Below are 14,526 nucleotides of genomic sequence, written 5' to 3'. Positions count from 1 at the left end.
GGGCCGCCATTTGCGGTTATCGCTGCCGGGTTGAGCCCGGTCAGAAATTCCAAGGAACCTGCACACAACATGACACTGAACTTCACCGCGATCGACTTTGAAACAGCCAACGGATCGCGGGCCTCGGCCTGTGCCCTGGGCATGGTGAAGGTTCGGGACGGCCGGATTGTCGACCGGGGAGAGTGGCTCCTGCGGCCCACCGACGGCGGAGGGTTCCAACAGCGCAACATCGCCATTCACGGCATCACCGAAGCGATGGTTGCTGCGGCTCCCACCTGGGCCGCGGTGCATGCGGAGATTGCCGCATTCATTGCCGACGACGCCGTGATCGCCCACAATGCCGCCTTTGACCTGGACGTTTTCCGCAAAACCAGCTCAGCTGCCGGAATTGCCTCCAAGGCATTCCGGTACGGCTGCTCGGTGAAAATGGCGCAGGCGCTGCTGCCTCTGGAAAACCACAAACTGCCCACCGTCCACGCAGCCCTGGGTTTTGGCGGCTTCCAGCATCACGACGGGCTCGCCGACGCCGAGGCCTGCGCCAACATCACCATCAGGCTGGCCCTGCGGGAAGGGCTGGCAGACATTGACGCCGTTCTGCGGCTCTGCGGATCCACGTCTGCGGCAGGAGTTGCCGGAACTCCGGCCGCAGCGGTTCCGCCAGCTGCCCGGGCGCAGCGGTACGCCCCTCGCCCTGCCCTGGACCGCACCACGCCGGTGGCAGTGATCTCAGCCAAACTGGGCGGGCACATGGTCTCCTTCACGGGAGACTTTTCCGTGGAACGCCCGGTCCTGCAGCAGTTGGTCCTGCAACACGGCGGAGAGTTGAACAACCACGCCCCGACGCGCAGCACCACGCTTCTGGTGGTGGGCGACTGGGACGCTCAGATGCTGCGGCCCGGCGCCGTGGTCAGCCGCTCCGTGCAGAAGGCCCAGGACCTGCGGGCCAAGGGACAGAGCCTGCACATCATGGGCGAAGCGGCGTTCCGGCAGCTTCTGGAGGCTGAGCCCGCCGGGGCTGTGGATGACGCCGTTGTGGACGGTGCCGCGGCTGCGGCGCTGCCGCCCACCGCCGTCGCGCCGCTGTCCCTGGCGGAAACCCTGCCAGCCCTGCCCAAGCGCCGCGATGTCAAAGGCATGGGCGGCGTCCTGGACATGATGTGCCCTGCCGACCTTGCCGCTGCAACCTTCAAGAGCGAGCACTACGGGGTGTTCCGGGTGGCCGGAACCACCTTCAAATCCCCGGTGCTCGGGGTGCGGATGCTCGGCCACCGCAGCATCGAAAACAACGGCAAGCCCGAGCGGGACATCCACTCCCTGGCAGTGTTGCAGGACGAGGACGCGGCGTTTGTGACCGCCCTGACCGCCCACGTCCCGGACAACGAATTCATGGACGTCCTGCTCGGCAGTGTTCAGCACGGAGACCTGGTGACGGCGGTGTTTGATGCCCTGGGCGGCCCGTTCGTGGTCGAGGGCGTTGCGGTTTTCGCCCCTGTTGCAGACATGTTCATGCTCGGCTCCATGGTCCTGGCCCACCGCGGCCGTCCCGGAGCCAAGCTCAGCTGGCTGCAGTCGGTCGTCCCCGCCGGTGAGCACGCGCTGGCGGTTCCCGAGCAGGTCACCGCTTGGAATTTCTACGAATCCTCAGCCGAGTAGCGAACGCCGAAGCAAACGCCGTTGCGGCTCGCCCGAGGCCGGGATATACCTCTTTAGAGGAGGTGGCGGAATGCGCGGTGGACATGGGCGCCGGGGATATGCGCTGACGGAACCGGCTCAGGATGTGTGGTTCGCTGAGGGTCCGGCGTCCAACTGGATCATCCTGCGCCACGGGAAAGCCTTCACGCTCATTGACGGCGGATATCCCGGGAACCTGCCCCTGGTGCTGGCTTCTCTGCAGGACGCCGGTCTGGATCCTGCCGACGCTGCTGCCGTTCTGATCACCCACGCCCATGTGGACCATGCCGGAACGGCCGGCTATTTGGCCGCCGCCTACGGCATTCCCGTTCTGTGCAGTGCTGCTGAGCTTCCCTATCTGCGGGGGGAGGACAAGGATCAGGTATCCGTTGGACGCATCCTGAGCAGGTCTTGGCAGCCGGCTGTGGCGCAGTGGGCTTGGTACGTCCTGACTTCCGGCGGTGCCGCTCGGGTGGTGGTGCCCAGCGCTACGGCGTGGAACGACGACGTCGAACTGGCCGCCCTGCCGGGGTCGCCGGTGGCTGTTCCCACTCCCGGTCATACACCGGGCCACACGGCCTTTTATTTGCCGGCCGCCCGCGCCGTCGTTACCGGCGATGCGCTGGTCACGGGCCATGCAATCAGCCGACTGAAGGGCCCGCAGATGCTTGATTCCATGTTTCAGGGCGACGACGACGGCGCTCGCCGCTCCCTGTCGCAGCTTGGCAGGCTGGATGCTTCACTGCTGCTGCCTGGTCATGGTCCCGCTGTCAGGATTGGGGTGCGGGAGGCGGTGGGAGCTGTCCGCGCCAGTGCCGCAGTTCCCAAGCGGCGAATCGTGGCTACAGGTCCGGCGGGAGGCCTGGCCGAGCCCACCTACGGACGGACCATGCGGTAACAGCACCAAGCAGCTCCGCCGAAAGGATGTCAATGTGAAATCCAAAGCAGGCGCCCTGAAGTCCGAAGCACCCCTTCTGGATTCCGTTCACCAGACGTTGAAATTCGTCCACGAGGCTGTGAACCCCGTCCGCGAGCCTTCAACCTCCGTCCGCGGGACGAGGCATCCGCTTGCAGAGGCAGTGTCCACAGAGGCGCTGTCCCCGGCGGAAGCACGCCTGCTCTTCCGCAGCGGGCTGGTCACTCCGACCGCGGGCTGGGCGGCGGGCTACGTGCAGGCAGACCTGATTATCGTTCCGAAGGAGCAGGCTTTCGACGTCCTGCTCTTCGCCCAGCGCAACCCCAAGCCCTGCCCCATCCTGGGTGTCCTGAATCCCGGTGAAACGTCCGGGCCGCTGCTGGCCGGCGGAGACATCAGGACCGACCTCCCGCGCTACGCCGTGTATGTGGACGGGGAGCAGGTTGCAGATCCCACGGACATCACGCAGTACTGGCGCGATGATCTGGTGACCTTCATTGTGGGCTGCAGCTTCACCTTCGAAGCGGCCCTGCAGGAAGCCGGCATCCACATTGCGCACATCGATCAGGGCACCAATGCGCCCATGTACCGCACATCCATTCGGTGCCAGCCGGCGGGGAGAATCAGCGGACCCCTGGTGGTTTCCATGCGTCCGATTCCGGCTGCCCAGGTAGCCGACGCCGTGCGCATCACCTCGCACTATCCTTCGCTTCACGGCGCTCCCGTGCACGTAGGCAATCCGGGGGAGCTGGGCATCGCCGATCTGGGACACCCGGACTTTGGCGAGCCGGTGGAGATCCGGGAAGGCTATGTGCCGGTGTTCTGGGCCTGCGGCGTGACGCCGCAGGCTGCAGTCATGGAGTCGAAGCCTTCACTGGCCATCGGCCACGCTTCGGGGCACATGCTCATTACTGATGCCCGGGACAGCTCGTATTTGGTGTAATCACCACGCATGTGCGGGCCAGGCATGCGGGACCCTTCTAAGAGATGCCGTGCTGCAGACCTAGAACGGCGGTGCCGTTGGCTCACTTTCGCACGCGTCAGAATCAGGCTCCGGGCAGGATTCCTGGTCCGGAACAGGCCGGCCAGGCAGAAGACGGGAGGACGGGAAGTACGCTTGAGTCCGATACGTTCTGCCGGCGGGAGAGATCCATTCCAGCACACCGGGTTCGGGTTGGTGAGCTTTCCAGAAGCCGTTGGTCTTGAACCAATGGTGTTTGCGGCAGAGGCATTCGAGGTTGTCGTGTGAAGTGGGTCCGCCGCGCGCCCACGGTATGGTGTGGTCAATCTCGGCGGTAAGGGCGTTGGCCACACATCCGGGAAAGCGGCAGGTGGAATCCCGTGCCTGCAGCCAGCGCCGCAGTCCTGTGGGTATCCGCCGCTGCCGGCCGACACTCAGGATCTCACCGCTTTGCGCGTCCTGCAGCAGCCCTGTCCAACGCCCCATGTGCCGCAGCAACTCCCGGGCGGATTCTGCGCTGATGGGCCCGTACCCGTGCAGTTCCGCGGGACGGTCGTCCAGGCCGAGAATTGTTTCTGCGTTGATCAGCACCATGACTTCGGGCGTGATCCGCTGTTTTGTCTGTTTTGCCTGCTTTGCCTGCTTTGCCGCGGACTTTGCCGCGGAGGGTTCCGGGTGGGTGCCGGATTCCGGTGAAGAGCTTTCAGCAGCTGATGAGGGATGTCCGGTAATTCCAGCTTGCTGCGGAATGTCAGCGGTGCCGAGAAGAAGCGAGGTCAAAATGTCCGTTCGCAGCTGATCAGTTCCACGGGCGTCACCGGCGCTTTGCTCGGCCCGGGCGCAAGCGGTTAACCCGTTGAAGATGGCCTGCCCTTCGGCCGCTGACAGGCAAGCAGAGAGAAAGCACATTCCGTCCCGGTCCGGTTCCAGCCACACTCTTCGGCCTTCCCGCGCGCGACGGTGCCGGAGTGTCAGTTCCGCGTCCGGCACCAAACCTTCGTAGAGCCGGCGTGCCAGCCGGTCCAACTGGCTGGCGGTTCGACCGCCGGCCTCCTCCAGCAGCCGGGCTTCCAAGCGGGTGCGGTCGGGGTCCCGGAGCGACGCCACCGTTGAGCAAATGACCTGGGCCTTGCGGTAGCTCAGTTTGCCCGCCTCGACGGCAGCCAGAGTCGCCGGACAGGTGTCGCACAGCAGAGTGGATTCACCGACCAGGCGCTGTGCTGCCAGCGGAGGAAGGGAGAGAAGTGCGCCTACCTCTGACGCCGCGAGCCGGGAAACGGTTTGGGAATCACAGTCCTTATCCGGAGCCATCTCCTGAACGACGAGCGCTTCGAGCCGGGCAACACCCCGGGCCTGCTGCGCCTGCGCCCATCCGAGGAGTGCGTCCAGCCGTTCAAGGGTGACAAGGAGTTCATCCCTGCTCAGGCGGTGAACATTCTGAACCTGCAGGGTGCCGGTCAATCCACCCGGACTTTCGGGCGTTCCCGGCCCGGACTCGCCGGGGACTGCGTTGAACTCGAAGCGCTGCATTCCTCCATTCCACCAAGTCAGAACTGCCGTGTCTCCAACGCTTCGCCCCCTGGGGACAAGAAACGAAGGGAACACAGACGGACCGTTCTGTGGAGGAGAAAGCTAAATCCGCAGCTGTTCAAGAGACTCCAGATGCTCCAGCAGGTCAGCTTCGGCGGCGTCCAGATAACCGCGCAGCGCATGGGCGGCCTCAGAGCGGCGGCCGGCCCGCAGCAGCTCAACAAATACCGCATTTTCGTCGGCGTAGCGGATATGAGAGTCCGGTTTTGTGGACATGGCGTGGAAAACCAGGCGCATCTCCGCCAGAAGGCATCTCATCGCCTGCTGCAGATGCGGGCTGCCGGACATTGACACCACCGTCTGGTGGAAGTTCTGATTGGCCGTGGCCATGTCCGGAATGCTCCCGCGGGACTTCGCTTCCTCTCCCTCGCGTATCACCGCATCGAACCGCGCAAGATCCAGTTCAGGTCCCCAGAGGACTGCGGCGGGCTCCAGTATCCGCCGCATCTGGTAAATCTCCCGCACCGCACCGGTACCGGGCGAGGCAACGAATACTCCCCGGTTGGGGTAGCGCGTCACGATGGATTCGCTGGCGAGTATGGTGAACGCTTCCCGCAGGGTGTTCCGGGAGACTTGAAGTGACGCCGCGAGCTGCTGCTCGGACAGCTTTGTTCCCGGCGGCAAATCTCCGGCAGCTATGCGGCTGCGCAGCACGGCGGCCACCCAGGCAGTGGTGGTTACATGTCCCGCGCGGTCAGCGCTAATATCCCCCATATTAGTAAGCACGGTCCTAATCTAGCGGCAGGGATGAAGGAAGCAACGGACCACCGCAGGGGGGGCCGCCCGGACTTCCGAAGGCTAGGAGCCGATTCCGCCCAAAACATCCCCGCGGGCGACGGCGCTGCCCGGCGTGAGCGGGGCGCGGGAGAGCACTCCGGTGCGGTGGGCACGGACTGTGGTTTCCATTTTCATGGCCTCCAGCACGGCCACCGGATCGCCCCCGGCCAGCTCCGCACCGTCGTCGGCCATCCATTTCACCAGCCTTCCGGACATCGGTGAGACCAGATCTGCGTCCTCCGCGGTGAGCCCGCCGCTGGCTCCATCGCCCGCTGCGCCCGCGGCACCTCCTGTGTCCGCGCCGCCGCCGGAGCGCAATGCATTCAGCAGCGCCGACGGAACGCCCACCTCAACTGCCCGCCCGTCGACGTCGATGGTCAGGGTCTCGCGCTCGGCTCCGGGTTTGGCGGCTGCGATCTCCGGGGATGCAGCCAGCGGTTCGGCGAATTCGGACTCAATCCACGTGGTGTAAACCCCCAGCTCGCCGGTACGGGTGAAGGCCTCGGAACGAACCACGGCCCGGTGGAACGGCAGCACCGTGGGTACGCCGCGGATCACGAATTCATCCAGGGCGGCCCGCGCACGGCGCAGCGCCTGCGGCCGGTCCTCGCCCCAGACAATGAGCTTGGCCATCAGCGAGTCATACTCGGCGGGCACCACCGAGCCGGAACGGACGCCCGAATCGACCCGGATTCCGGGCCCGGTGGGCGGTTCAAACGTTTCCACGCGTCCCGGCCCGGGCAGGAAACCCCGGGCGGGATCCTCGGCGTTGAGCCGGAACTCAAAGGCGTGCCCACGCGGCACCGGATCTTCGGCCAGGGTCAGCGGCAGTCCGTCGGCAATGCGGAACTGCTCGCGGACCAAATCCACTCCAGTGGTTTCCTCGGTCACCGGATGCTCCACCTGCAGCCGGGTGTTGACCTCCAGGAAGCTGATCAGCCCGTCGGGGGAGACCAGATATTCCACGGTTCCGGCGCCGGTGTAACCGGCCTCGCGGCAGATGGCCCTGGCCGACGCAGAGATGATTGCACGCTGCTCCTCGCTCAGGAACGGCGCCGGTGCCTCCTCCACAAGCTTTTGGTTCCGGCGCTGCAGCGAACAGTCACGGGTGCCGACGACGACGACGTTGCCGTGCGTATCGGCCAGCACCTGCGCTTCCACGTGTCGGGGCCGGTCCAGGAAACGTTCGGCGAAACACTCGCCGCGGCCAAACGCGGACACCGCTTCACGGGCCGCTGATTCAAACGCGTCCTCCACATCTTCCATCCGGCGCGCGATCTTCATGCCGCGTCCACCGCCGCCAAAGGCAGCCTTGATGACCACGGGCAAACCGTGTTCTTCTGCAAAGGCGCGGACCTCGTCGGCGCTCGCTGCCGGCCCGTCGGTTCCGGGCACCAGGGGTGCACCGGCGCGGACGGCGATGCCGCGTGCGGTCACCTTGTTGCCCAGGGCGCGGATCACCTCCGGCGAGGGGCCGATCCAGGTGAGGCCGGCGTCGAGCACGGCCTGCGCAAAATCAGCGTTCTCAGAGAGGAAACCGTAACCGGGGTGCACGGCGTCGGCTCCGGCGCGCCGGGCGGCGGCGATTAGCTTGGGGATGTTCAGATAGGTCTCCGCACCGGCGGAACCATGCAGCGCAAAGGCCTCATCGGCCAGGCGCACGTGGAGGGCATCGGCGTCGGGATCCGAATACACGGCGGCGGAGGCGATGCCGGCATCGGCACAGGCACGCGCCACGCGCACGGCGATTTCGCCGCGGTTGGCGATCAGGACCTTCTTCAACGGGTTCCTTCCGCAGACATCCCGGCTGCGGCCGCGGGGGAGAGCGGCACCAGGCTGTCGGGGTTCACAAAAACAAAACGGACCGGATGGCCCGGCGGCAGCTGGGCGGCAACCGGCATATCCTGCGGCACGACGACGGCGATCACCGGGTAACCGCCGGTCACCGGGTGGTGTGCAAGGAAGAGGACGGGAAGGCCCGACGGCGGGACCTGCAGCGACCCTTCCACCACGCCTTCGCTGGCCAGTTCCCCGCCACGGGCGCGGCCCAGCGGGCGGGCCGCCGGATCCGCCGGATCGGTCTCCAGGCGCACACCGATCTGGTTGGATTCGCTCGTGGCCAGCCAAACGTGGCCGGTGAGGGACTCGACGGCGTCGGGGCCGAACAAGTCCTGCCGCGGGCCGGCCGTAATCCGCAGCACTGCCGGCCCGGTTGCGGAAAAGGTGTCAGCGAGCGCAGACGGCTCCGGAGCTCCCACCGGGACGAGGCAGGAAACTTTCCCCACCGGCAGCCGGACCCCCGCAACCAGCGGCAGCGGGCCGATACCGCTCAGCGTGTCGGTGCCGCGGCTGCCCAGGACGGGGGGAACGTCAATTCCGCCGCGGACGGCAAGGTAGCAGCGCACCCCGCGGTACGGAGCACCCAGGGACAGGGTTTCACCGCTGAGCAGTGCAAACGGAGTGTTCAGCGGTGCGGGGCGGTTGCGGTCGCCGGCGGGTGAGGTGACGGAGGCGGGAAGTTCTGCCCCGGACAGTGCCAGCACCACGTCACCGTGAGCGGTCAGTTCCAGGCCGCCGAGCAGGCTCATGATCACTGCAGCCTCGGGCGGGTTGCCGACCAGCCGGTTGGCCTGGCGCGAGGAGCGGGTGTCAGCGGCGCCGGCGGCGGATACGCCGAGGTCGGCATATCCGGGGCGGCCCAAATCCTGAATCAAAGACTGCAGGCCGGGAGCTTTGATCTCCAGCGACGTGTGACCGGGTTGGTTGGGATGAGAAGTCTCATCGTCCCTAAGGCAACTCCCTCGTTCCTCGGTCGTTGATGCGGGACTCACGAGACTCCCCATCCCCTCGGCACCTGCCGTTGCGGTGAGGTCAGAGTCAGCCCGATCCTGCGTTCTTGGGGTGGTTATCTGAACCAGTTCGCGGATGGAGTGGAAGATGACGTGGTCGCCAGGGCGGATGAGAGCAGGATTGGGGCGGGAGAGGTCCCACATCGGTGCATTGGTGCGGCCGATCAGCTGCCAGCCGCCGGGGGATTCGCGGGGATAGACCGCTGAATATCCGCCGGCCAAAGCGACGGAACCGGCGGGAACGCTGGTGCGGGGGCTGCCGCGGCGGGGGACGTCCAGGGCCGGATCCCCGCCGGTGAGGTAGGCAAAACCGGGGGCGAAGCCGGCAAAGGCGGCGAGCCAGGGGACGCCCGAGTGCGCGGCGATGACAGCCTCCGGGGAAAGGCCGGTGCGGCGGGCCGCCTCGGCGAGGTCGGCGCCGTCGTACACCGTGTCAATGGTGACGGTGCGGGCGTCGGGGATTACGGCGTCGCGTTCCAGGTCCAAGGTCTCGAGGAGTCCGGCAGCGGCAACCGTCTCGCGCCGGCCCGCGAACCGGACCAGGACGGTGCCGGCGGCCGCGAGGACATCGACCTGTCCGGAGAAAGGGCGGGCCTTCAGCTCCGCGTGAAGCGCCGTGACATCGGCCAGTGTATCCAGCTCCACCAGCAGCGCCCGGGTCCCCGCGGGGCGGATGCCGGTGACCGGCGATGGCCTCACACGAAGCTCTCGATGGTGACGCCCGCGTTCTCCAGGCCGGAGCGCACGGCGCGGGCCATGGCGGCAGCGCCCGGAGTGTCCCCGTGGACGCAGATGGAGGCGGCATCCATCGGCAGCACTGTGCCGTCGACGGCGGTGATGGTGCTGTCGGTGGCAAGGCGGACCATGTTAGCGGTGACCCGGCCGGCGTCGTGAATGACGGAGTCGGCTTCGCTGCGCGAAACCAGAGTGCCGTCCCCGTTGTAGTTACGGTCCGCGAAGGCTTCGGCAACTCCCCGCAGTCCGGCATCATCTGCCAGATCCAGTGCGACGGCGCCGGGCAGCAGCAGCAGGGGAAGGTCCTTGTTGAAGGCGGCGACGGCGTCCACTACGGCCTGCGCGTGCATCTCGTGGTGGAGCATCGTGTTGTACAGGGCGCCGTGGGGCTTCACATAGCGGACTTCGGCGCCGGCGGCCCGGGCCAGGGACTGCAGCGCACCGAGCTGGTACAGCACGTCGTCAAACAGCTCCATGTAGGAGCAGTCCAGGAAGCGGCGGCCGAAGCCGGCCAGGTCCCGGTAGGCGATGTGGGCGCCGATCGTGACCCCGGCGGCGACGGCGTCGCGGCAGGTTTGCGCAATGGTGGAGGGGTCGCCGGCATGGAAGCCGCACGCCACATTGGCGCTGGAGACGGATTCGAAGATAGCGGCGTCATCGCCCAGCTGCCAGTTCCCGAAGGATTCGCCGACGTCGCTGTTCAGGTCAATGACCGGCATGGGACCTCCGCACTAGATCGGAAAAGGCGATCTTACAGTGCGCGCGATCACGTCATGAACAATTCAGGCGGATGCCGTGCCGGCCTTAGGACGCCGACGCGCGCGCAATCGTCTCCTGGGCTGAGCGGATTACTGCAGCGTCAATCATGCGGCCGCTGCTGTCCACTGTGACACCGCCGCTGCCGCCGTCGAAAACCGCCAGAGCTTCCCGTGCCGCCTCCACGGCATCAGGGGCGGGGGTGAAAACATGATTGATCACCTGGACCTGCGAGGGGTGCACCGCCGTGCGGGAGCGGAACCCCAAGTCCTGCATTTTCCGTCCGGTCTGCTCGAAGCTTTCCAGATCCCTGATGTCCGTGGAAGTGGGCGCCACCGGGGCACTCAGCCCGGCGGATGAGCAGGCCATGACGATGCGGGCACGGATCGAATCCAGGGCTGGTTCGGTTGTTGCTCCGCGGGACATCCGCAGGTCCGCCATGAGGTCCACTTCTCCGATGCCCAGCGTGACCAGGCGCCGGGAGCCGGTGATGGACACCAGATCCATGAGGGCCGCAGCATCTTCGACCAGGCCGATGATTCCAACCCCCGGAGCCAGACGGCCTTCCGCTTCAAGGTCCGCCAAAAGGCCGGCGGTTTCCTGCAGGGAGGAGGCCGTGCACTTAGCCAGGAAGACACCGTCCAATGCCGTTGAAGCGATGCACTGCAGGTCGGCTGCGAAGTCATCGGCATTGAGCCGTGCCCACTGCTGCTGCCGTACCGTGCCCGGACGGGATGAAGGGCGCTCGCGCTGTGCGAGCAGCCAGGACTGCACTGATGTCCGCGCTTCATCCTTGCGGTTCACCGGAACTGCATCCTCCAAGTCCAGGATCACGGCGTCTGCCGGACCGGCTGCAGCTTTGGGAAAGAGGTCCGGCTTGATGCCGGGGACGTAAAGAAAGGAGCGCGGGAGGACCGGCGGGGTGGAGGGCATGGTGTTCCTATCTGGCCAGCAGCCTTGTGATTTCACGCGCGGCAGCGGTTACTTTGGCGGCATGGCCCGCGGTATCCGCGGTGCTGAAGCGGAAAATCGGCCCGCAGGAGCTGATGGCTCCGAGGACATTGCCGGTCTTGTCGAAGAACGGTGCTGCGATGGACGCCGCACCGATGTTGCGTTCGTTGAAGGATGTTGCGTATCCGTCGCGCCGGACGGATTCCAGCAGCTGCCGGTACTCCGCTTCGTTGAAATCCGGTTTGGACTGCTTCAGCGCAGAGACGGCTTCCTCTACGTAGGACGGGGGCAGGAAAGCGATCATCGCACGGCTGGAGGCGCCCGAATGAAGCGGATGGCGGGCGCCGATGTCCACCACCATCTTGATTTCCTGCGGGCTTTCAAACTGGTCCACGTACAGCCGGGAATGGTTCATCAGCACCGACAGGGTGGTGGTTTCCCGGGTGTCATCACGCAACTGGCGCAGTACCGGTGCCGCAATGGTGCGAAAGTCCAGCTGGCCCCAGGCCTTGTTGCCCATGCCGATCGCAGCCGGTCCCAGAACATAGCTGCCGGAGGCGTCAACGGTGGAGAGCAGCCCGCGTGAGCCCAGGGACTGCAGGATCCGGTGGACCACCGCCTTGCTGAGCTTCAGGGTGCGGGCAATCTCGGAAACGCCCAAGGCGCCGTCGGCGCGGCTGAACAGCAGCAATACGTCGGCCACCCGATCCGCTGCCTCGGTCCCACCGACCGTGGGTTGTAAGTCTGAATTCGGCGCCATGGTTCTTCCTTTCCGGAACGTGACTCTATCTTACTGTTCCGGTGGGCGGAATGATTCCAACAGGTTAACTTCAGATTTCCAGCTAGTAATCCAGGTCACAGTCGTGCACAATGGGTCGAAAGCCTTGCTGCACCCCCCATTGGCAGTCCGTTGAGCGGAACAAAGCTTCATTGTTGCGTTCCGCTCAGCGGACCGGCTTCCAGGCATATGAAGGGAAATACCGTCATGAAAAGAAATGCCCTGTCCGCAGCGGTGCTGGTTGCCAGCCTCGTTGGGCTCTCAGCATGTTCGTCCGAATCCGCTGATTCCGGTTCGGAGTCCGTGGAAACCGTAACCATCGGTTCCGTCCACCCGCTCAGCGGGAACCTCGCCGGAGTAGGCGGGTTGATGAACGACGGCGCGAAGCTGGCTGTGGAGGACATCAACGCCGCCGGCGGCATCGAATCCCTGGGCGGGGCACAGCTGGCCCTCAGCGACGGGGACAGCCAGGGCCAGGCGCAGGTGGGACAGAGTGAAGCGCAGCGGCTCATCAGTGAGGGCGCTGTTGCCCTGGTAGGCACCTATCAGTCCGACGTCACCCAGAATGTTGCCTCCGTGGCCGAGCGTTCCAAGGTTCCCCTGGTCGTAGATGTGGCCGTGGATGACAAGATCCTGGAACAGGGCTACAAAAACACTTTCCGCATCCAGCCGGATGCCAGCAGCATGGGCCAGGCCGGGGCACAGGCACTGGCAGCCATGGGGGAGCAGACCGGCGAGCCGATTGATTCGGCTGCCTACATCCACATTGAAGGTGCCTTCGGCGACTCGGTCTTCGCGGCCTTCAAGGAGGAAGCCGAGAAGCAGGGCATCACCATTACCAAGGAAATCACTTACTCCGGCAGCAACTTCTCCGACGCCACCACCCAGGTCAGCGAGGCCCTGGCCGGAAACCCGGACATCATTGCCGTGACCGGCTACTACCCGGACAACCTTCTGGTGGCCAAGGCCGTGGGTTCGATGGCCAATGACACCAAGGCAGTGTTCGGTATTGCCAGCGGAGCCTTTGACGACACGTCCTTCCCCGCAGCCGCGGGCGACGCCGGCACCGAAGTCCTCAGTGCCAACTACCACTACAGCGCCACCAGTGACCGCGCCGCCGACATCCGCGAACGCTTCGAAGCGAAGTACGGCAAGCCCATGGAGACGGCATCGATGCTCTCCTACCAGGCGGTGGAGGTTATCGCCGAAGGCCTGGAGAAGAGCGGCTCGGCCGACCCGGAAGAGCTGCGTGACGCCATTGCGGGCCTCAGCCTGGAAGATCCGCTGCTTGCCTTCGACGGGCCCATCGAATTCGGTGAGGACGGGCAGAACACCAACGCCACGGTCATTGTCATGCAGGTCCTGGACGGCAAGGTGGAGCAGGTCTTCCCCCAGGAATTCGCCACCGCGGACCTTGTGTTCCCGACCGGCTCCGGCAACTAAAAGCAGGGAATTCATGGCTATTACAGAAGCTCCGGCGGCGCCCGCTGCCAAAAGCAACCCGCTGACCGCCGGCGGCGTGCGCATCACCCTCACCATCGGCGGGATTGCGGTGGTGGGCCTGGCGCTCATCTACCTGCTCGGAGACCGGGAAGCATCCCTTGTCACCCAGTATCTGGTGTCAGGACTCCTGCTGGGCGGGGTCTACGCCCTGGTATCGCTGGGCCTGACCCTCATCTTTGGTGTCCTGGGCATCGTGAACTTCGCCCAGGGCGCCATGCTCACCCTGTCCATGTATCTGGTCTACGTCCTGCAGAGCAGCCTGGGCCTGAACCTGTACGTTGCGGTGGTACTGACCATCCCGCTGCTGTTCGGCTTCGGCTGGCTGGTGCAGACAGCCCTGCTCAACAGGCTCACCGAAGATGCCAGCCATGACCGGCCGCTCCTGGTCACCCTCGGACTCTCACTGCTGATCGTGAACGTGCTGCTGATGGTCTTCGGCGGCCGGCCCAAGAGTGTGGACGCGCCGATCAGCGGCAGCATCGAAATCCTCGGCGCGCTCGCTGACACCCAGCGGATCATTGCCTTTGCCGGAGCGGTGCTTGTGGCGGCGGGACTGACCCTGGTGCTGCGCAAGACCTCCATGGGCCTGGCCATCCGCGCGGTGGCTGCCAACGGCACCGGTGCATCACTCGTGGGCGTGAACGTCCGCCGTGTCTACGCCGTGACCTTCGGGCTGGGTGCGGCTTCGGTGGCCGTGGCCGGCGGCCTGATCACCCCGTTCACCACACTGGTGCCCACAGCCGGGGAACAGTTCACCACCCTCGCCTTTGTCATCGTGGTCCTTGGCGGGCTGGGCAGCATTCCGGGTGCCCTGGTGGGCGGCCTGTTCATCGGCGTGCTGCAGACCGTCGGGTCCCTGTACCTGCCGGGCAGCGGGTCACTGATCCTGGTCTTCGGGATCTTCGTCCTTATTCTCTTTCTGCGTCCCCAGGGACTGTTCGGAGCAAAACAATGACGGCCACCGACGCCCCCGCCGCCCCGCAGGCACCTAAAAAAGCCCTGCGCCCGGCCACCGGAGCCAAACGCCAGTACACCTTCC

General features: G+C 65.7%; 13 protein-coding genes. 5 read left to right on the top strand and 8 right to left on the bottom strand.

Annotation, left to right across the window (positions count from 1 at the left end):
• The first annotated feature begins 69 nt into the window (after positions 1 to 69).
• The 3 genes from ACIQXM_RS03490 to ACIQXM_RS03480 all read left to right on the top strand — a co-directional run bounded on the left by ACIQXM_RS03490 (position 70) and on the right by ACIQXM_RS03480 (position 3,530).
• Entirely contained in the window at positions 70 to 1,653 is a 1,584-nt protein-coding gene (locus ACIQXM_RS03490; protein ID WP_400927601.1) for an exonuclease domain-containing protein, read from the top strand.
• 70 nt (positions 1,654 to 1,723) lie between these two features.
• Positions 1,724 to 2,569, top strand: a complete 846-nt coding sequence (locus tag ACIQXM_RS03485; RefSeq protein ID WP_400927598.1) for an MBL fold metallo-hydrolase — start codon at positions 1,724 to 1,726, stop codon at positions 2,567 to 2,569.
• Between the two features lie 181 nt (positions 2,570 to 2,750).
• Positions 2,751 to 3,530 carry a putative hydro-lyase gene (locus ACIQXM_RS03480; RefSeq protein ID WP_400927758.1) on the top strand — a complete coding sequence of 260 codons (780 nt, stop codon included), beginning with the start codon at positions 2,751 to 2,753 and terminating at the stop codon, positions 3,528 to 3,530.
• A 60-nt stretch (positions 3,531 to 3,590) separates the two neighbouring features.
• On the opposite strand, the gene ACIQXM_RS03475 is transcribed toward ACIQXM_RS03480, so the two are convergent.
• From ACIQXM_RS03475 to ACIQXM_RS03445, 7 genes are all read right to left on the bottom strand, one after another.
• Entirely contained in the window at positions 3,591 to 5,078 is a 1,488-nt protein-coding gene (locus tag ACIQXM_RS03475; protein ID WP_400927595.1) for a DUF222 domain-containing protein, read from the bottom strand.
• Between the two features lie 102 nt (positions 5,079 to 5,180).
• Positions 5,181 to 5,852, bottom strand: a complete 672-nt coding sequence (locus ACIQXM_RS03470) for a GntR family transcriptional regulator (RefSeq protein WP_400927592.1) — start codon at positions 5,850 to 5,852, stop codon at positions 5,181 to 5,183.
• Positions 5,853 to 5,936: 84 nt separating this feature from the next.
• Positions 5,937 to 7,697 carry an acetyl/propionyl/methylcrotonyl-CoA carboxylase subunit alpha gene (locus ACIQXM_RS03465; protein WP_400927589.1) on the bottom strand — a complete coding sequence of 587 codons (1,761 nt, stop codon included), beginning with the start codon at positions 7,695 to 7,697 and terminating at the stop codon, positions 5,937 to 5,939.
• A complete protein-coding gene (locus ACIQXM_RS03460; RefSeq protein WP_400927587.1) occupies positions 7,694 to 9,463 on the bottom strand; it encodes a carboxyltransferase domain-containing protein in 1,770 nt (589 codons plus the stop codon). The genes ACIQXM_RS03465 and ACIQXM_RS03460 overlap by 4 nt, the downstream gene beginning before the upstream one ends.
• Positions 9,460 to 10,218, bottom strand: a complete 759-nt coding sequence (locus tag ACIQXM_RS03455; RefSeq protein WP_400927584.1) for a LamB/YcsF family protein — start codon at positions 10,216 to 10,218, stop codon at positions 9,460 to 9,462. Before ACIQXM_RS03455 ends, ACIQXM_RS03460 begins: the two co-directional genes overlap by 4 nt.
• A gap of 85 nt (positions 10,219 to 10,303) precedes the next feature.
• Complete coding sequence (locus ACIQXM_RS03450; RefSeq protein WP_400927582.1) at positions 10,304 to 11,188, bottom strand: HpcH/HpaI aldolase/citrate lyase family protein; 885 nt, start codon at positions 11,186 to 11,188, stop codon at positions 10,304 to 10,306.
• Between the two features lie 7 nt (positions 11,189 to 11,195).
• On the bottom strand, positions 11,196 to 11,966 hold the full coding sequence (locus ACIQXM_RS03445; RefSeq protein ID WP_400927579.1) for an IclR family transcriptional regulator: 771 nt from the start codon (positions 11,964 to 11,966) through the stop codon (positions 11,196 to 11,198).
• A 225-nt stretch (positions 11,967 to 12,191) separates the two neighbouring features.
• Between ACIQXM_RS03445 and ACIQXM_RS03440 the strand changes: the two genes are divergently transcribed.
• Both ACIQXM_RS03440 and ACIQXM_RS03435 read left to right on the top strand, forming a co-directional pair.
• Entirely contained in the window at positions 12,192 to 13,427 is a 1,236-nt protein-coding gene (locus ACIQXM_RS03440; RefSeq protein ID WP_400927577.1) for an ABC transporter substrate-binding protein, read from the top strand.
• A 13-nt stretch (positions 13,428 to 13,440) separates the two neighbouring features.
• Positions 13,441 to 14,442: a branched-chain amino acid ABC transporter permease gene (locus ACIQXM_RS03435; protein ID WP_400927574.1), complete on the top strand. Its 1,002-nt coding sequence runs from the start codon at positions 13,441 to 13,443 to the stop codon at positions 14,440 to 14,442.
• Here ACIQXM_RS03435 and ACIQXM_RS03430 read toward each other — a convergent pair.
• Positions 14,396 to 14,500 carry a twin-arginine translocation signal domain-containing protein gene (locus tag ACIQXM_RS03430; RefSeq protein WP_400927755.1) on the bottom strand — a complete coding sequence of 35 codons (105 nt, stop codon included), beginning with the start codon at positions 14,498 to 14,500 and terminating at the stop codon, positions 14,396 to 14,398. The genes ACIQXM_RS03435 and ACIQXM_RS03430 overlap by 47 nt on opposite strands.
• Positions 14,501 to 14,526 lie beyond the last annotated feature (26 nt).

The sequence above is a fragment of the Arthrobacter sp. NPDC097144 genome, from assembly GCF_044762205.1.
Classification (GTDB): domain Bacteria; phylum Actinomycetota; class Actinomycetes; order Actinomycetales; family Micrococcaceae; genus Arthrobacter_B.
The sequence above is the reverse complement of the archived record's forward strand: the minus strand, read 5'-3'. Positions and strand labels throughout refer to the sequence as shown.

Coding starts and splice junctions, on each gene's coding strand:
- ACIQXM_RS03490 (WP_400927601.1), top strand. CDS start 70: ATGACACTGAACTTCACCGCGATCGACTTTGAAACAGCCAACGGATCG.
- ACIQXM_RS03485 (WP_400927598.1), top strand. CDS start 1,724: ATGCGCGGTGGACATGGGCGCCGGGGATATGCGCTGACGGAACCGGCT.
- ACIQXM_RS03475 (WP_400927595.1), bottom strand. CDS start 5,078: ATGCAGCGCTTCGAGTTCAACGCAGTCCCCGGCGAGTCCGGGCCGGGA.
- ACIQXM_RS03470 (WP_400927592.1), bottom strand. CDS start 5,852: ATGGGGGATATTAGCGCTGACCGCGCGGGACATGTAACCACCACTGCC.
- ACIQXM_RS03455 (WP_400927584.1), bottom strand. CDS start 10,218: ATGCCGGTCATTGACCTGAACAGCGACGTCGGCGAATCCTTCGGGAAC.
- ACIQXM_RS03450 (WP_400927582.1), bottom strand. CDS start 11,188: ATGCCCTCCACCCCGCCGGTCCTCCCGCGCTCCTTTCTTTACGTCCCC.
- ACIQXM_RS03445 (WP_400927579.1), bottom strand. CDS start 11,966: ATGGCGCCGAATTCAGACTTACAACCCACGGTCGGTGGGACCGAGGCA.
- ACIQXM_RS03440 (WP_400927577.1), top strand. CDS start 12,192: ATGAAAAGAAATGCCCTGTCCGCAGCGGTGCTGGTTGCCAGCCTCGTT.
- ACIQXM_RS03435 (WP_400927574.1), top strand. CDS start 13,441: ATGGCTATTACAGAAGCTCCGGCGGCGCCCGCTGCCAAAAGCAACCCG.